Origin of the sequence: Ruegeria aquimaris, from assembly GCF_025751555.1 — a bacterium.
In the GTDB taxonomy this organism is placed as follows: Bacteria; Pseudomonadota; Alphaproteobacteria; order Rhodobacterales; family Rhodobacteraceae; genus Ruegeria_B; species Ruegeria_B aquimaris.
In genome coordinates this window covers 238,834-257,333 of record NZ_JAOWLB010000004.1, presented here as the reverse complement: position 1 = coordinate 257,333, position 18,500 = coordinate 238,834, and the positions used below count along the sequence as shown (strand labels likewise).

The window sequence follows — 18,500 nt, the reverse complement described above, 5'->3', positions numbered from 1 at the left end:
CTACTCCGCGGCCTTGCCCAACGGCTGGACCTCGTCGGTCTCATGCAGTCGCTTGCGCAAGTGTTCCGTCAGAACCGAGACATTCGGCACCAGAACCATGCTGTCATGATCGCCGGGCACCTCGATGACCTCGATGTTGCGGGCAAACCTGCCCCAGTCGTTGTCGTCGAACACGTATTCGCGCGCGCTGCTGACCCAGTTGCCGCCGGTGACTTTCCAACGCCGGTCCAGCGGCGGGCGGAACATCAAGAGCCGCCCGTCCCAAGGGCGCGGCCGATAGCGCGCGATCGAACCGCGGAAGGCGGCTTCGATCCGGGCATTGTTGAACGCCGACCCGCCCGCATCCTTCACCGGCGCACGCCGACGGCTCACCTCCCAGGCAAGCCGGGTACGGGCCCAGTCCAGAAGGTAGCGCGGGCCACGTTCGCCGAGCTGGCGCAGCTTGATGATGGCGCGGTCACGGCGTCCCAGCGGCGGGCGCACCGGCAGCGGCGTATCCAGCATTGCCAGCAGCGCGACCTCGTCGCCGGCGGCTTCGAGCTGGCGGGCGATTTCGTAGGCGGTGATGCCGCCACCGGAAAAGCCGCCCAGCAGGTAGGGCCCGTGCGGCTGTACCTGCCGCATCTCGGCGATGTAGTCGGCGGCCGCCGCCTCGATCGTATCATGCGGGGCCTCGTCGCCGACCAACCCGCGCGCCTGGAGGCCATAGACCGACCGGTCGCGCCCCAGCATCAGTGCCAGATGGCGCAGGTTCAGCACGTTGCCGAACATGCCCGCCACCACGAAGAAGGGCGTGTCTCCGCCCGGACCCACGTCATGCAGGGGCACGACATGGACAAAGCCGCTCTCCTCGGCCACGGGTTCGGACCCGTCGCCGGACAGGGCGGCCGACCGGCCGACGCGGGCGTCGATCTTCTCGGCGATGCTGGTGACGCTGGGGGCCTCGAACAGGACCGAGATCGGGAACTCCACGTTGAACGCGCGGTTGATCTGTGCAAACAGCCGCACGGCGATCAGCGAATGGCCGCCCAGATCGAAGAAACTGTCTTGGGTGCCCACCTGCGACACGCCCAGCAGGGTCTCAAAGAAACCCGCCAGCGTCTTTTCGGTCTCGGTCTGCGGCGCCACATACTCGGTATCGAGCTGCGGCCGTTCAAAGCTCTGCCCCGCCTCGGCGGGGGCCGAGACCTGATCGGCCTCGGCGATCAGGCGCGGCAGGTCGAGCGAGGTAACCACCACCTGAGACAGGCCGCTGTTCAGCGCCCGGCTCAGCGCCCCGGCACCTTCGCTGGCGCGGATACCTTGCGCGATGTTGCGGTGCAGGCGCTGCTCCTCGGGCGAAAGGGCGGCCGCCTTGCGGGCGGGTTCCAGCCCCAACGCTGCCGCGTCGGCATCGGGTTTTGCCGGTTCGCTCAGGTCGATGGTGCCGCTGGTACGCTGCATCTGGAATCCGGCGATATCGACCAGCACCCGCCCCGATGGATCGGTCAGGGTGATGTCGAACGAGGCAAAACCGTCGATCGGCGTGGCGCCCGGCGTCGGGCGCATCCAGCTGCGGATATCGGCGGGCAGCGGCGCAAAGACCCGCAGCGAGCGATAAGACACCGGCACCCAGAGCGCGCGGCCCTGATAGCCGCGTGCCAGCTCGATGGCCCAGCCGGTGGCCAGATCCAGAAGGCCGGGGTGCATCTGGTACCCCTGGTCCAGATCGCGGCGGTATTCCTCGGGCAGGGACAGGCGGGCCAGCCCCTCGTCCTCGCCCCGCGCGGTGGCGCGCAGCACCTGCCAGCGCGGGCCGAATTTCAGATGCGCCTCCTGCGGGGTATGCAGCACCGCGCCCATGGGCGCGGTCGCCGCCTGCGGGCAGCGCGCGGCAATCGCGGCCAGATCGAGCGTTCCGGCCCGCGCCTCGGGGTCGAGCACCAGCATCGCCTGGGCGTTCTGCGCATACCCGCCGCCGGGCAGCGCGCTGTGCACGCTGAAGGCATAGCCTTCGGCGGTGGGGTCCAGCCGCACGATGACTTCGCGCGGGGCGCCGTTGACCCGCAACGGGCGGAAGAAATAGAGGTCTCGGATGTCGAACGGATGGCTGACGCCCTGCGCCCGCAGGGCTTCGGCCGCCAGTTCGACATAGCCGGTTCCGGGCAGCAGCGCATCACCTGCGGCGGTGCGGTGTTCGTCGAAAACCCAGTGCTCGGCGCTCAGCCGCGACACGAACAGGCGGTTGCCGGCCTCGTCGAATCCGGCCTCCTGCAACAGCGGCTGGTCGGTTGGGGTGCGGGCCTCGGCAGGATCGCCGCCGAGCCGCGCGGCCCGCGCGTCGGCGGCCATGCCGACATCGGCCCAGACGCCCCAGTTCACCGCCACGACGCGGGTCTTGGACCCGCTGCGGCTGCTGGCAAAGGCGTTGAGATACTCGTTGGCCGCGACATAGTCGATCTGGCCCGCCGGACGGCTTGCCGTCGAAGAGGAGGCAAAGAGCACCATCAGTTCCAGCACGCCGTCGGGGAACAGCTCGTCCAGCACCCGGAGACCCGTCATCTTGGGCGCCAGTACTCGGTCCATTTCGGCCTCGGTCTTGGCCAGCACCGGCCCGTCCTCGATATGACCGGCGGCGTGAATGACCCCGGTCAGCGCGCCGAACCGGTCCTGCGCGGCATCGAGCGCGGCGCGCATCTGGCCGATATTGCAGACATCGGCGGCAATCGCCGTGATCTGGCCGTTGTCCAGCGCCTCCAGCTCTTCCAGCGCGCGGATACGGCGGCTGGTCTTGTCGGCAGGGCTGTGTGTGGCCAGCCATCGGGCGCGGTCGGCGGGCAGCTCCTCGCGCCCCAACAAGATCACGTTGGCCCCATGGGTCTGCATCAGGTGACGGGCCACGGTCAGGCCGATCCCGCCAAAACCGCCGGTGATCAGATAAGTGCCGCCTTCGCCGAAGGCGGGCGCCTCATCCGTCAACGGCGCCGGGCGATAGCTGCGGCCGAACCGCTTGTCGTCGCGCCATGCGGCGATTGTATTGCCCGGTTCGGCCAGCAGTTCCTCCAGCAGGCGCGGGGTCAGGTCCTCGTCCTGCTCGGGCGCGGCACCGCGCAGCCGCGCCAGCAGCGGCGGGCGCAGGCGGGCGGGCAGCTCGATATCGACCGAGGCACAGGTGATCCCCGGCATCTCGTGCGGCAGCACGCCCAGCGGCCCGGCGATGGTCGCCTTGGCCGGATAGGGCAGCGCCTCGGCGCGCACCTGTGCCGCGCCGGTGGTGAAGGCGGTGATATGCACCGGGCCGGGCAGTTCGACCTGCCCCAGCGCCTGCGCCAGCCAGGTGAGGCTGAAGAACCCGTGCTCCATGTTGCGGTCATGAAAGCTGGATCCGGGGCGAAAGCTTTCGCCCTCGGTCACCAGCCAGAAATGGCCGATCCGGTCGGGCAGGCGCCCCTGCGCCGCGAGATCGCGCAGCATCAGGTCATAGCCCATGCGCCCCTGTTCCGGGGCCAGCTCGAACCTTGTGTCGGAATGTTTGACATAGCTGTCGCTGGAACTGACCCGCGCCACCCAGTGCCCGCCCTCCTCCAGCCGGTCGGCCGCCTTGGCGGCCAGCCCTCCGGCATCAAGGAAGATCAGCCAGTTCAGCGGTTCGGTGCGGTCCAGTTCGGTCTCGACGTCGATATCGCATTCGGCCAGACGCGGCCGCCAGACCGGGCGCCAGCCCCATTCGGCCATGTCCTCGCTGCGGGTCAGAACCGCGCGCGGTTCTTCCGCCCGCTGGGTGCCCGGTTCGATGAAATAGCGGCTGCGCTGGAAGGCATAGGTCGGCAGCGGCAGCCGGTGACGCTTTGCCTCGCCCCAGATCTGCGGCCAGTCGGCCTCGACCCCGCAGGCCCAGAGCCGCCCGATCACCCCCATGAAATAGGCATCATCGGCGATGTCCTGATCGGGGTGGCGCAGGCTGCTCAGCACCTGACCAGGCGACACCGTGGGCGACATCTGCGCCAGCGAGCTCAGCGCCTTGCCGGGACCGACTTCGAGGAACACCCGGTCGCGACCCTCGGACAGCGCGTCGATGCAATCGGCGAAATGCACCGTGTTGCGCAACTGCGAGACCCAGTAGTCGGGGTCGGTGGCCTCCGCCTCGGTCAGCACCGCGCCGGTGCGGTTCGACTGGATCGGGATTTGCGGCGCGCTCAGGGTGAGACCGCGCAGGAAATCGCCGTATTCCTTCAGGATCGGCTCCAGCATCCGCGAATGCGCGGCAATGTCGATCTGAATGCGCTGATACTCGACCTCGCGGGCCTTCAAGACCTCCGCCAGCCGGTCCAGCGCCGCTTGCGGGCCACTGACGGCGGTCAGGCGCGGGGCGTTGACGCTGGCGATGTCCAGATCCTCGCCGATCAGCGCCTGCACCTCATCGAGCGGCAGCGAGATCGACAACATGCCGCCCGGCGCCACGGTGTCAAACAGCCGCCCGCGCAGCAGCACCAGGTCGATGCAATCCTCGAACCCGATCACACCGGCCAGACAGGCGGCGGTGTTCTCGCCCATGGAATGGCCGACCAGCGCGGCAGGCCGCACGCCCCAGCTCAGCCAGAGCTGTGCCAGCGCATATTCCACGATCATGATCAGCGGCAATTGCACCGAGGGCTGTTGCAGCCGGGCATTGGCCTCGGCGGTATCGCCTTCGGGCAGCCAGATGGCGCGGATATCGTAATCGAGGCTCTTTTGCAGATGCTCCAGCCCCCGGTCCATCCACTCGGCAAAGACCGGTTCCACCTCGTAAAGGTCGCGCGCCATGCCCGCATATTGCGCCCCGCCACCGGGGAACATGAACACGACATCGGCCCCGGCTCCCAGCGCGTCATGGCTGAACACCCGCCGCGGATCGCCCTGGTCCAGCAGGTCGGCGGCTTCAAGCGCGGTTTCGGCCACCAGCACGCGGCGTTTCTCGAACCCGCGGCGGCCCTCTTTCAGCGTATAGGCCACATCGGCCAGGTTGACGTCCGGATTGGCGCGCAGCCAACCGGCCAGCGCCTTGGCATTGCCATCGAGCGCGGCGCGCGACCGGGCCGACAGGCACAGGATCTGGAACGGGAAATCGCTCTCTTCCGAGGCGGCGCGCTCGGGCGCCTCCTCCAGGATGACATGCGCGTTGGTGCCGCCCACGCCAAGGCTGTTCACCGCGCCCCTGCGCGGCCCCTTGTGCGAGGTCCAGTCGGTCAGCCTGTCGTTCACCCGGAACGGGCTGGTTTCGAAATCGATGGCCGGGTTCGGCGCCTCATATCCCAGCGAGGGCGGGATCTGTTTGTGATGCAGCGCCAGTGCGGTCTTGGCAAAGCCCGCAACCCCGGCGGCTGTGTCGAGATGGCCGATATTCGTCTTGACCGAGCCGATGCGGCAAAAGCCGCTTTCGGCGGTCTGTTCGCGGTAGGCCTGGGTCAGGGCCGACACCTCGATCGGGTCGCCCAGATAGGTGCCGGTGCCGTGGCACTCGACATAGCCGATGGTCTCGGCTGGCACATCCGCCGCCGTCAGCGCGGCGCTGATCGCCTGCGCCTGACCGCCCACCGAAGGCGCCAGATACCCGGCCTTGTCGGCGCCATCGTTGTTGATGGCGCTGCCCTTGATCACCGCCCAGATATGGTCGCCATCGGCCAGCGCGTCCTCGAGTCGCCGCAGCGCCACCACGCCCGCGCCCGAGCCGAACACGGTGCCCTGCGCCCGATGGTCGAAGGCGTGGCAATGGCCATCGGGGCTGAGGATCTCGTTTTCCTTGTAGAGATACCCGCGCCCCTGCGGCAATTCGATGGTCGAGCCGCCCGCCAGCGCCATGTCGCAGTCGCCCTCGCGCAGCGCCTTGCAGGCATAGTGGATCGCGACCAGCGAGGTGGAACAGGCGGTCTGGATATTCACGCTCGGCCCGTGCAGGTCGAACACATGGCTGACGCGGGTAGACAGGAAATCCTTGTCGTTGCCGGTGTGGCGCAGCAGGAACATGCCCACATCGTCGACCAGGCCGGGGTTCGAGCAGATGTTGAAATAGAAATAGCTGCCCATGCCGCAACCGGCATAGACGCCAATGGGACCGGACACCGATTCCGGAGGATGACCGGCGTTTTCCATCGCCTCCCAGGCGACCTCCAGGAACTGACGGTGTTGCGGGTCCAGAATCGCGGCTTCCTTGGGGGAGAAGCCAAAGAAATCGGCGTCGAACCGGTCGAACCCGTCCAGCGGCGCCGCCGCGCGGACATAATTGGGGTCCGCCATCAGGTCGGGGCGCTCGCCCGCGGCGAGCAGCGCCGCGTCGTCCAGCGGCCGGATCGATTCGATTCCGGCGCTGAGATTGTCCCAGAATTCGGCCGCCGAAGCGGCGCCGGGAACATGTACCGACATTCCGACGACAGCAATGTCGCCGTGATCACTCTTTGAAGTACTCATTGCCATGGTCTGACCAAACGATCCGTTTCGTTGTTCAGCCCGCCAACCCACGCACACCGTAGGCAGGGGCGAGCGGTCCTGAAAAGGTTCCAATTTTATCAGTTTTCCCTGATTTTCGCTAAACCCCCGTAATATTGCCACAAAACGTCAAGCGACGGGAATGTGTCCTGTTCCCGCTTGGTGACGAACTCTGTTTTTCCAGAAGATTGTGACTGGATTAGGGACAATTGTGGGTCTTTTGCGGCCGGTTTGGGGCGGGGTCGCCATCTCAGATGGCGGTTTTCCGAAGCTTGGAGCGGGTCTTGCCGCCAATCGCCGGGCCAGCGCCGAACAGGCTGCGCCGGTGCCGGTCCCAATCGGGATAGAGCTGACGCTCGAAATAGCCCAGCACGGCCCCGGCGCAGAGCCAGGTGAAGGGCGTCAGCGTGGCATTGAGCAGCATATCCGTCATCGTGGCAGCCAGGATCAGCACGATGGGCGGCACAAAGCCTGAGATTTCCTCTGGCTTTGCTTTGCGTAAATACAGTGACGCCATGATGATAGGCGCGGATAACAGGCCCATCTGCGCAATATATCCCAGCCAGCCAAAGGTGCCGAACACGATGATCCATGCCCCGTCCGGGATGGTCACGATCATGCCGGTTTCCGGGTCCAACACCAGGTTCCGGCCCCAGCCGCCCCAGCCGAACCAGGGTTTGGCATGGGCCCGCTCCAGCAGCAGTTCCTCGTTGGTGAAGCGGAACTCCAGCGACTGGGCGCGCTCGGCGCTGACGCTTGCCGCCTTCTCCAGGATCGCATCCAGCGGGATCAGGCCAAGATTGCGCAGCGCGGGGTACGAGATGGCCAGCAGCGCGATGATCAGCGCCAGCCGGACGGCCGTATTGCGCCGCAGGAACAGCACCACAGGCACCAGCATCACACCGTACATCAGCGCGGCAAGGCTCTTGCAGGCGTTCAGGACCAGCGCCAGATAGACGGTTGCCAACCCCCATCTGACGCGGCTCTCATCCCGCGATGCCCGCGTCAGCGCCGCCGCCGAGATCAGCGCCGTGGCCATGAAAAACGCCAGCCACAGCCCGTGCGGCAGGAACACGATGGGCCGGAACCCGCCCTCGCGGATCATCTGGTTGAAATCGTGCTGGAAGAACCCGTAGACAAAGATGTTGATCACCGGGGCAAAGGTGATCTCGAACAGCGATGGCAGGGAATAGACCAGCCCGGCGGCGGCCAGGGCAAAGACGATCGCGCGCAGCCCGGCCTCGTCGGACAGATGCGCGCGGCCCAAAAGGAAGGGCAACAGCACGATCACCTGCCCGATCATGATCGACAGTATGTCGCGCAGGCCCAACCCCGGCACGTAATTGGTGATGAACCGGATCGGCTCGCTGCCCGCCATGACCTCGAAGATCAGCGGTTCGCGGTTGGTCAGCACCGTGGGAATGGCGCAGAGCACGAAGGCCAGCAGCAACAGGCGCACCGGCCAGACCCGCGACCAGATCGACACCTTTTGCCGCGCGATCAGCACGCAGCCCAGAAAGGTGGCGGCAGAAGCGATGGAATCCTTGTTCATCGACGGGATCAGCGGCAGGTCGAACTCGGCGACCGGCGGCAGGATCAGATAACCGCCCAGGATGCCCCAGATGATCGCCTGCCGAACCGGCAGACGTGCGAACAAGGCCACACAGACAAGCGGCCACAGCATCAGCATCATATAGGCGACTGGGTTGGGCATCGGGCTCCGTCTGGCCAGGTCAGGTCGCAAACGCCGGTCAAATCTAACAGACTGGCGGGGATATGTCCCGGAATAGCGCTGGAATGGGGCGATCCGGTGGCAGGAACGGCACGCTTTCGCAGCAAGACTTGGCATCGCGCCCGCGCATCCGCTAAGCAGGTCGCAACAGCAGGAGAGGCGTCAGGTGGAATTCGACTTCGGACCGTATCGCATCACGGTCAACATGCCGACCCGCGCCGCGCTGATGGACGAGGTGCAGCGGCGGTTCCGCGCGGGCGAGGGGTTCGCGCTGGCCACGATCAACCTCGATCACCTGGTCAAGCTGGCCGATGACCCCGCCTTTGCCCGCACCTATGCGGCGCAGGATCTGGTGGTGGCCGACGGTCGACCCATCGTCGCCCTGTCGCGGATGGCCGGTCGCCCGGTCGAGCTGCTGCCCGGCTCCGATCTGGTGTTTCCGCTGGCGGAACTGGCGGCAGAGGAAACCGTTCCGGTGGCGCTGGTGGGCAGCTCCGATTTGGCGCTGGCCGATGCCCGCCGGGTGCTCGAGGCCCGCGTGCCGGGCCTCCGCGTGGTCTGGACCCATGCGCCGGAATACGGGTTCGACCCCGGCGGCGAGGCGGCGGCGGCGATCCTGTCGGAACTGGCCGCGCGTCGCGTCGGCCTGTGCTTTCTGGCGCTGGGGGCGCCCAAACAAGAGATGCTGGCGCTGCGCGGCCGCGATCTGGCGCCCGGCGTGGGGTTTGCCTCGGTCGGGGCGGGGCTCGACTTTCTCGGCGGTCACCAGGTGCGCGCGCCGCGCTGGATGCGGCGGCTGGGGCTGGAATGGCTCTGGCGGATGCTCAGCAGCCCGCGACGCCTGATGCCCCGCTATGCGCGCTGCGCCGCGATCCTGCCCGGGCAGGTCGCCGCCGCGCGCCGCCTGCGCCGCGCCGGTCGCTGATCAGAACCCGAACAGCCCCGCCTCGGTGATTGCCACCCGGATGAATTCACCCCGGTCGGCGCAGGGATGCCAGCCCAGCTCGGCGATGGCCCGGCTGTTGTCGAAAGGCGTCAGATGCGCCCGGGACAGCCAGTCCGCGCGCGAGGGCCGGGTCAGCCCGCTCCGCCGCAGCACCCGCGACTTCAACTGATGTTTCACGGCGTCGGCGGCATACATCAGGTGCAGATTGCCGGAACTGACCTTCAGCCGCGCGCCCACGGCATCGTGGATGGCATCGAAATAGTCCCGCCCGCTCATCAGGGCCGGACCCACCAGATTGAAGCTGCGCCCCTCGATCCCCTCGGCCTCGGCACAGCGGATCAGCCCGTCGACACAATCGCCGATCAGTACAAAAGGCAGCGGATTGCGCCCGTTGCCCCAGAGCCGCACCGCGCCCGCGCCATGCCAGCGCCCGATGCCCCAATGTTGCAGCGGCCCGCCCGCGCCCACCACGATACCGGGCCGGGCAATGACCAGCGGCAACCTGTGCTGGCGATGCAGCGCCAGCAGCCGGTGTTCGCATTCCGCCTTGGACCGGGCATAGAGGTTGCGCTCTTCCATCTCGTCGGGCAGGGGCGTGTCGTCGGTGATCCGTCCCTTGGGGTCGGACATGTCGAAACTGGCGATGGTGCCGGTATAGACCAGCCGCCGCACCCCCGCCGCCTGCGCCGCCCGGCCGATCCCCTCGGCCACGGCGACGTCGTTCTTCAGGCACTCTTCCCAACTGCTGTCGGTGGACCGCGCGAGGTTATAGACCGTGTCGATCCCCTCCATCGCGCGGGTCAGCCCCTCGGTGTCGTTGAGCGACAGCGACACCGTTTCCACCGCGTCGGGCAGGTCGGCGAACGGCCCCCGTCGCCCGCGCGAGACGACGCGGACATCGGTGCCGCGCGCCACCAGTTCGCGGGTCAGCGCCCGGCCGATGAACCCGGTGCCGCCGATCACCATCGCTTTTGGTGCCGGTTTCCGGGTTGCGGCGGGAACCGTCGCCAACGGCCAGTCGCAGCGGGCCAGCACATCGTCGAGCGTGGCCATCACCGCCACCGCCGAGGCGCCCGACCAGCGCGGATCGGCCGCCTCGCCGCGCGCCAGCGGCCCCCAGACGCCGCGCGCCAGCCCGCTGAAACTCAGCGCATAGGGCGACTTGCGATTGAGCGAGGTGAGTTGCCGCGCGGCATTCACCACGCCCTGCGCCAGATGCTGGCCCGACAGCGACACTTGCCGCCAGAGCGGGTTTGCCACCAGATCGGCGGTGTTCTCGGCGTCGATCACCAGCGTATCGGCGGCCAGGTCCAGCCGGGCGCGGGCCGAAGACCCGCGCACCGTGACCGAGCGGTCATCGACCGTTTCGACCAGCGACAGGGTCAAGGTCAGGTCAACGGACCCGGCCCGCGCCAATATGCGCCAGCCCTGCGGGCGGGTGCCCGCGCCGGGCAGGGCAACCGGCTTGCTCAGCTCCAGATGCTGGATCTCGACCGTACCGAACAGGTCATGCGCTAGGCTCAGCAGATGCGGCCCCAGCTCCAGCAGCAGATTGCGGGTCTCGCGCAGCGGCCAGATGCCATAAGGCCCCGAGCGCAAGGGCGCAAACGGATAACACCAGCGGATCTCGGCGCCCGAGACACGCCCCAGACGCCCGCGCCGCATGTCGCGCTTCAGCCGCTCGTAACTCGGCAATCCGAGGAAGTTGTGCCCGGCGTGAAACCGCCGGTTCGCGGCCTGCGCCGCCGCCTCGATCTCCTGCGTCTGGGCGGCGTTCAGCGCCACGGGCTTTTCCACCAGCACATGCAGGCCCGCCTTTAGGCATTGCAGGGCCAGCGGGTGATGCAGGTCGGGCGGGGTCAGGATATGCACCCCGTCGCAGACCCCGGCACTGATCATCTCCTCGACGCTGGCAAAGGCACGCGCGCCATGGCCATTGGCCAGCCCCTCGGCCAGATCCAGATTGGGGTCGCAGACCGCGCTCACCGTTGCCTCGGGCGCGGCGCGCAGGGCGTCCGCGTGCCAGCTGGCGATATATCCGGCGCCGATCAGGCCGATGCGAATGGGGGTGCGGGTCATAAGCGGCTCACTGATACTCGATGATTTCGGGGCTGCGCCGGGCCAGCCGGGTCAGCCAATACTTGCCCATGCCCAGCAGGTTGGGAAACTTGGACAGGGTGAGAAAGACGGCCTGCGCACGCGCCTCGCCTGGGGCCATGCCCTCGGCCTGCAAGCCACGGGCGCTGCGCTGCCAGGACAGGGCATAAAGAGCGGCCACCAGCACAGGCACCACCGGGCCATGCGCCGCGCCGATCAGGGCGATCAGCGGCAGGATCAGGCCATAGGCCAGCACCCGGCGCCGCTCGGCCCGGAAATGGCCGGGATGCAGCGCGCCCACCTGGGCAAAGCCATGCCCGGCCCGCACCGCCCGCCGCCACCATTGGCCAAACCGGGTGATCGCGGCGTCATGGCGGGTCATCTCCAGCGGCAGCCGTTCCAGAGCCCATCCGGCCCCGGCCAGCCGCAGGCAGAAATCGTCATCTTCGGCGGCGATCACGGCGGGGTTGAACCCGCCCGCCTGCCGGAAAGCTTCGGCCCGCACCATCATGTCACCGCCGCAGGCCGTGATCGGCCCGGCGGGGCGGCGCCACTCATGGTCACAGATGCGGTTGTAGATGCTCGCCTCGGGCGCAATCTCTGCCCGCCAGCCGGTGACAAGGCCAAGCGTCTCGTCCTGGCTGAGCCGCGCCTCGGCAGCGGCCAGCCAGCCGGGCACCAATGCGCAATCGCCGTCGATGAACTGGACAAAGGGTGCCGGGTCGTCGGCCTGCGCCGCCTCGAACCCGGCGTTGCGCGCGCGGGCGGCGCTGAACGGCACCGCCATGTCCAGTTCCACCACCGTGGCCCCGGCGGCGCGGGCAGCGGCGACGCTGCCGTCGGTCGAGCCCGAATCGACATAGACCAGCCGCCGCGCCTGTCCTTGTGCAGACCGCAGGGCGCGTTCCAGCCGCGCGCCTTCATTGCGGCCGATCAGGATCAGGTCAACGGCCGCGCTCATCTCGCGCCTCCGGCCAGCAGGGCCTCGAACTGGTCGCAGGAGGTTTCCCAGGTAAAGCCCGACGCGCGGGCATGGCAGGCATCGGACATGGCGCGCCAATCCTCTGGCGAAAGGTCCAGGATCGCCTCTGCCCCTTGCACCAGACCATCCACGTCGCCTGCATCGCACAACTGCCCGGTCTGCCCCGGCTCGATCAGGTCAAAGGCGGCGCCGACACGGGTGCCCACCACCGGGCAGCGCGAGGCCATCGCCTCCAGCATCGGCAGGCCGAAACCTTCGGAATGGCTGGGACACAGCCACAGGTCGCAGCGGGCGTAAAGCGCCGGAATCTCCGCCTGGGCGGGGCGCAGGTAAAACGTGGCCCCCTCGGGCAGGGCATGATCATCGGCCAGCGGTTCGGCGCCAAAGACAACGATCCCCAGATCAGGATAGCGCGCGCGCAGGTGATGCAGCGCCGCGATCGCCTCGCCCGCGCCTTTCAGCGCGCCCTGGCTATAGACAAACCCAGCGACCGGGCTGGCATTGCGGGCGCGCGCCGGCGTGGCAAAGGTGGCATGGTCGATGGCATTGGGCACCACCGGCGGGGCGGGCAGCCCATATGTATCCGCCAGCGTCCGGGACAGCCATTGCGACACCGCGATCTGCCGCAGCGGCAGGTAATAGGTTGCCCGCGAGATCTGCCAGGGCAGAAAGTCGAACACCTCGTGCCCCTGTACGAAATAGAACCCGCGTCCCTTTTCGGGCGGCAGGGCGGCTGCGGCAAAGGCGGTCTCCCACCAGGTCGCCACCACCGCGTCACCATCGGGAATGTCCTGTGCATCGAACAGGAAGTCGGAGCGGCGTCCCTCGATAACCGGCACGCCCAGATCCTCGAAATGCCCGGCAGGTTCGGGCGGATTGGGCGCCTTGCCGCGCGCCAGCGCGCTCAGTTTCCGGCGCAGGCCGTGCCTGGGCCGCGACGGGGTCACGATGGTCACCTCGTGTCCACGCGCCTGCAACATCCCGGCATAGACCGCGATCACGCGCAATCCGCCCGAAAGATTGGAGCGGGGACTGAGGAACGTGATGCGCAAGCGGTCTTCTCCTTCTGGTCTGCCGGGCGCCCTCCGGCGCCTTTGTCCTATCACGTGACAGCAGAACTGCACGCGGATTCCGGCGCGGGTCGGGGACTAGCCGTCCCGATGGACAGTATTGAGACGGTATCAAGGCGCAACCGGGGCAGGAGGCGATTTTTTAATTTGACACGCAAATTAAATATGAGACAGTCGGCTCAGAGTTGGGAGGACACATGTTCATCGGTTTGGATCTGGGCACATCCGGGGTGCGCGCCGTGCTGGTGCGCCCGGACGGCAGCGTTCTGGACAGCGCCGAGGCGGCGCTGTCGGCCCGTCACCTGCATCCGGGGTGGAGCGAGCAGGATCCCGCCGACTGGCTGACGGCGGCCCGCGCTGCCCTGGTCTCGCTGGCACAGCGCCACCCGCTTGCGATGGAGCGGGTCGTCGGGCTCGGCCTGTCAGGGCAGATGCACGGGGCGGTGCTGCTGGATGAGACGGGCGCGGTGCTGCGACCCGCGATCCTGTGGAACGACAGCCGCAGCTTTGCCGAGGCGGCGGAACTGGACGCGATGGTGGATGTGCGGGACCTCTCGGGCAATATCGTGTTCCCGGGTTTCACCGCGCCGAAACTGCTCTGGCTTGCCCGGCACGAGCCGCAGGTCTTCGCCCGCGTGGCCAAGGTCATGCTGCCCAAGGATTACCTGGTCTGGTGGCTGACCGGCGAGGTCGGGACCGAGATGTCCGATGCCGCTGGCACCGCCTGGCTGGATGTGGGCGCGCGCGACTGGTCCGACCGGCTGCTCAAGGCTGGCGGCATGCGCCGCGACCAGATGCCGGACCTGCGCGAGGGGACCGGGATTGTCGGGCCTATACGCCCCGACCTCGCCGCAGACCTGGGCCTGCCAGATGGGGTACAGGTGGTCGCGGGTGGTGCCGATAACGCCGCCGCCGCCTGTGGCGTAGGGGCATTGGCCGAAGGTGACGGATTTGTCTCGCTGGGCACTTCGGGCGTGCTCTTGGCAGCGCGAAACGGGTTTTACCCGGACCCGGCCAGCGCGGTCCATACGTTTTGTCACGCGGTGCCGGGGCGCTGGTACCAGATGGGCGTGATCCTGGCCGCGACCGACAGCCTGAACTGGCTGGCCCGGATCACCGGCGCTCAGGCTGCGACCCTGACGGGCGAGCTGAGCGACCTCTCCGCGCCCGGTCCGGTGCGGTTTCTGCCGTATCTCTCCGGCGAGCGGACGCCGCATAACGATGCCGCCATACGCGGCGCCTTTCTGCATCTCGACATTGCGCAGGACCGCACCGACCTGACCCGCGCCGTGGTCGAAGGCGTGAGTTTCGCCCTGCGCGACAGTCTCGATGCCCTGCGCGCCACCGGCGCCGATCTGCCGCGTCTTCTGGCGATCGGCGGAGGCACCCGCTCGCGCTACTGGGTGGAACTCTTGGCCACCGTGCTGGGCCTGCCGCTCGACCTGCCCGAACAGGGCGATTTCGGCGCGGCCCTTGGCGCCGCGCGCCTGGCCATCTGCGGCGTCACCGGGGCCGCGCCAGATCAGGTGATGACCCGCCCACCCATTGCCGAAACCATCGACCCGCGCACCGACCTGATCGAGGCTTACGCCCAGGCCCACGCGGGTTTCGCCGCCTCTTACCCCAAGCTGAAAGTCCTGCCATGACCGAGTTCTTCGCCGATATCGCCCCCGTCCGTTATGAAGGACCGGACAGCGCCAATCCGCTGGCCTTTCGTCATTACAACCCCGACGAAATCGTCATGGGCAAGCGGATGGAGGATCACCTGCGCTTTGCCGTCGCCTATTGGCATTCCTTCGCCTGGGAGGGGAACGACCCGTTCGGGGGCCAGACCTTGATCCGGCCCTGGCAGCCGCAGGACGACATGGCGCGGGCCAAGGTCAAGGCCGACGCCGCCTTTGAGATGTTCGATATCCTGGGCGTGCCTTACTTCTGCTGGCACGACGCCGATATCCGCCCCGAAGCCGCGACATTTGCCGAGAGCTTGCGGAATTTCGAGGAGATCATCGACTATTTCCTTGCAAAAATGGAAAGCCGCAAGACCCGCCTGCTCTGGGGCACCGCCAACATGTTCAGCCACCGCCGCTGGATGGCGGGGGCTTCGACCAACCCGGATCCGGACGTCTTCGCCTATGCCGCCGCGACGGTCAAAACCTGCATGGACGCCACCCACCGGATGGGCGGGCAGAACTATGTCCTCTGGGGCGGGCGCGAAGGGTATGAGACGCTGCTCAACACCGACATGGGGCGCGAGCTGGATCATATGGGCCGGTTCCTCAACATGGTCGTGGACTACAAGCACAAGATCGGCTTCAAGGGCGCGATCCTGGTCGAGCCGAAACCGCAGGAGCCCTCGAAACATCAATACGATTTCGATGCCGCCACCTGCATCGGCTTCCTGCGCAAATACGGCCTCGAAGGCGAGGTGAAGCTGAACCTGGAGCAGGGCCATGCGATCCTGGCGGGGCATTCGTTTGAACACGAAATCGCGGTGGCGGCGGCCGAGGGGATGCTGGGCTCCATCGACATGAACCGCAACGATTACCAGTCGGGCTGGGATACCGATCAGTTCCCCAACAACGTGCCCGAGGTGGCGCTGTGCTATTACCACATCCTGCGGGCGGGCGGGTTCACCACTGGCGGCACCAATTTCGACGCCAAGCTCCGACGCCAGTCGCTCGATGCAACCGACCTGATCGCGGCCCATGTAGGCGGCATGGACATCTGCGCGCGCGGGCTGAAAGCTGCCGCTGCGATGATCGAGGACGGCGGGCTGGAAACCGCGCTGCGCGACCGCTATGCCGGGTGGGACAGCGACCATGGGCAGGGCATCCTGGAGAGCGACCTGGACAGCCTCTTTGCCCGCGTGCTGGCCGGCGAGATCGACCCGCAACCCCGCTCGGGCCGGCAGGAAATGCTGGAAAACCACGTGAACCGCTTTGTCTGACAGGGGCGGCATCCGTCGGCACGTGCTGGAGGGGGGCGAGGTAAGCGTCGCGATCCTGAACCGGGGCTGCATCACCCAGGACTGGCAGGTGCCGCTGCGCGGCGCCCGGGTGCCGGTGGTGCTGGGCTATGCCGACCCTGCGGACTATGCGCGGAACCCCCGCAGCCTGGGGATAATCGCGGGCCGGGTGGCCAACCGCATCTCGGGCGCGGGCTTCACGCTGGACGGGCAGCGCTATGACCTGCCCGCCAACGAGGCGCCGAACCATATCCACGGCGGGCCGGAGGGGCTGCATGCGCGCCTGTGGGAGATGGAGGCGGATGGCACCCGCGCGGTGCGCCTGACACTGGTGTCCCCACATGGCGAGGGCGGATACCCCGGGCTGCTTGACCTGACAGTGACCATCCGTCTGGAGGGCGACGCGCTCACCTATGACATGCGCGCTGTCAGCGACCGGCCGACCCTGCTGAACCTGGCGCAGCATTCCTACTATTCGCTGGGGGCCGAGACCTGCCGCGATTTCCATGTGACCCTGCCCGCCAGCCGCTACACGCCGAATGACGCGGCCAAGATCCCCACCGGCGAGGTGGCCCCGGTCACGGGGTGCCCCTTTGACTTCCGCAACGGGCGGCGCATCTCCGAGGCGGACCCGGACGAGCAGGGGCTGGACATGAACCTCGTGCTCGACCGGGGGCAGGCGCGGGTGACCGGCAACGGGCTGGTGCTGGAGATCGAGACAGACCAGCCCTGCCTGCAACTCTATACCGGCCAGTACCTGACCGCAGAGCACACCCCGCTGCCGGGCCAGCGCCACGCACCTTTTGCAGGCTTGTGCCTGGAGCCACAGGGCTATCCCAACGCGGTGAACACGCCGGGTTTTCCCTGTCCTCTGGTGACGCCGGACCAACCCTATCACCAGCGCACGACAGTGTGCATTTTCGAGGAGGACCCGGTATGAGACGGCTGGTTGCGCTGCTGACCATCGCAGCCAGCCCGCTGCTGGCCGATCCTCTGCCGCGCGCCGATGCTGTATTTGCCGAACCCGATATGGACGCGGTCCGGCTGGGCCAGCTTCTGTTCTACGATCCGATCCTCAGCGGCAACCGGACTGTCGCCTGCGCCAGTTGCCACCATCCGCGTTTCGGCACCTCCGACGGCGTGTCGCTGGGCCTGGGCGACGGCGCGCTGGGGATCGGGCCGGAGATGCGCCTCGACCCGGAGAACCCGCCGGAACAGCGCATCCCGCGCAACGCGCCGGCGCTGTTCAACCTCGGCGCCGAAGAGTTCACCCATTTCTTTCACGACGGCCGGCTGGAAAGCGACCCCACCCGCCCCTCGGGCATCCGCACGCCGCTGGGCGCGGATATGGAGCAGGGCTTTGCCTCGGCGCTGGCCGCGCAGGCGATGTTCCCGGTGCTCTCGGGCGACGAGATGGCCGGGCATTACTCGGAAAACGACGTGGCCCAGGCGGTGCGGCAAGGCAGGCTCACCGGCCCGGGCGGGGCCTGGGCGATCCTGGCGGCGCGGGTCGAGACAATCCCGGAGTATCGGAGTGCCTTTGACGCGGTGATCGGGCCGCGCCCGGTGACATTTGCCGATATCGCCAATGTGATCGCCGATTTCATGGTGGTCGAATGGCGCGCCGATGACAGCCCCTTTGACCGCTATCTGCGCGGGCAGGGGGACCTGTCCGAGGCGGCCCAAACGGGCATGGACCTCTTCTATGGCAAGGCGCAATGCGCGTCCTGCCACTCGGGCCAGTTCCAGACCGATCACGGGTTTCACGCCATCGCCATGCCGCAGATCGGTCCGGGCAAGGCGGCCCGGTTCGAGCGCCACAATCGCGATATCGGGCGGATGCGGGTAACGGGCGATCCGGCCGACGCCTATGCCTTCCGCACGCCCTCGCTGCGCAACGTGACCGCGACCGCGCCCTATGGGCATAGCGGCGCCTATGCCAGCCTGCGGGCGGTGGTCGAACACCATCTGGATCCGGTGACCAGTCTCAAGGCCTACGATATCGCCTTGGCGCTCTTGCCGGGGGGCGGTTTTGCCAGCGACCGGGCGGTGCTGGAGGACGCGGCGGAGGGAGCGGCAATCGCCGCTGCGAACCGGTTGCAGCCGATCGAGCTGAGTGACGGGGAGGTCGATGCGTTGCTGGCCTTTCTCGATACGCTCACCGATCCGCTTGCGTTGACGGGGCGTCTTGGCATTCCGGACAATGTCCCCAGCGGGCTCAAGGTGCCGCGATAGATTTTTCGACGAAAAATCTATGCCTCCGGCGG

10 protein-coding genes are annotated in these 18,500 nt (G+C 67.6%); 5 read left to right on the top strand and 5 right to left on the bottom strand.

Features of this window, described 5'->3' with window-relative positions; translation table 11 throughout:
• On the bottom strand, nucleotides 1-6,423 hold the full coding sequence (locus OE747_RS08420) for a type I polyketide synthase (protein ID WP_404818304.1): 6,423 nt from the start codon (nucleotides 6,421-6,423) through the stop codon (nucleotides 1-3).
• Between the two features lie 268 nt (nucleotides 6,424-6,691).
• Nucleotides 6,692-8,155 carry a hypothetical protein gene (locus tag OE747_RS08415; RefSeq protein WP_263828156.1) on the bottom strand — a complete coding sequence of 488 codons (1,464 nt, stop codon included), beginning with the start codon at nucleotides 8,153-8,155 and terminating at the stop codon, nucleotides 6,692-6,694.
• 184 nt (nucleotides 8,156-8,339) lie between these two features.
• Between OE747_RS08415 and OE747_RS08410 the strand changes: the two genes are divergently transcribed.
• Nucleotides 8,340-9,098, top strand: a complete 759-nt coding sequence (locus OE747_RS08410) for a WecB/TagA/CpsF family glycosyltransferase (RefSeq protein WP_263828155.1) — start codon at nucleotides 8,340-8,342, stop codon at nucleotides 9,096-9,098.
• Here the strand turns inward: OE747_RS08410 and OE747_RS08405 are convergent, their stop codons facing one another.
• The 3 genes from OE747_RS08405 to OE747_RS08395 are packed head-to-tail and all read right to left on the bottom strand — an operon-like array spanning nucleotide 9,099 to nucleotide 13,250.
• The gene (locus tag OE747_RS08405; protein WP_263828154.1) at nucleotides 9,099-11,198 is read right to left on the bottom strand and encodes an NAD-dependent epimerase/dehydratase family protein; all 2,100 of its coding nucleotides are present in this window, start codon (nucleotides 11,196-11,198) and stop codon (nucleotides 9,099-9,101) included.
• A gap of 7 nt (nucleotides 11,199-11,205) precedes the next feature.
• Entirely contained in the window at nucleotides 11,206-12,177 is a 972-nt protein-coding gene (locus OE747_RS08400; RefSeq protein ID WP_263828153.1) for a glycosyltransferase, read from the bottom strand.
• Entirely contained in the window at nucleotides 12,174-13,250 is a 1,077-nt protein-coding gene (locus OE747_RS08395) for a glycosyltransferase family 4 protein (RefSeq protein ID WP_263828152.1), read from the bottom strand. The genes OE747_RS08400 and OE747_RS08395 overlap by 4 nt, the downstream gene beginning before the upstream one ends.
• 215 nt (nucleotides 13,251-13,465) lie before the next feature.
• On the opposite strand from OE747_RS08395, the gene xylB reads away from it, so the two are divergent.
• Genes xylB through OE747_RS08375 form a run of 4 tightly spaced genes read left to right on the top strand, consistent with a single transcriptional unit; the run spans nucleotide 13,466 to nucleotide 18,468 of the window.
• Nucleotides 13,466-14,914, top strand: coding sequence for a xylulokinase (xylB, locus tag OE747_RS08390; RefSeq protein WP_263828151.1), 1,449 nt, complete (start codon nucleotides 13,466-13,468; stop codon nucleotides 14,912-14,914).
• A complete protein-coding gene (gene xylA / locus OE747_RS08385) occupies nucleotides 14,911-16,215 on the top strand; it encodes a xylose isomerase (protein WP_263828150.1) in 1,305 nt (434 codons plus the stop codon). Before xylB ends, xylA begins: the two co-directional genes overlap by 4 nt.
• Nucleotides 16,208-17,173 (top strand): aldose epimerase family protein, encoded by a 966-nt coding sequence (locus tag OE747_RS08380; protein ID WP_263828149.1) that lies wholly within the window; start codon nucleotides 16,208-16,210, stop codon nucleotides 17,171-17,173. Before xylA ends, OE747_RS08380 begins: the two co-directional genes overlap by 8 nt.
• Complete coding sequence (locus tag OE747_RS08375; protein ID WP_263828148.1) at nucleotides 17,170-18,468, top strand: cytochrome c peroxidase; 1,299 nt, start codon at nucleotides 17,170-17,172, stop codon at nucleotides 18,466-18,468. The genes OE747_RS08380 and OE747_RS08375 overlap by 4 nt, the downstream gene beginning before the upstream one ends.
• Nucleotides 18,469-18,500 lie beyond the last annotated feature (32 nt).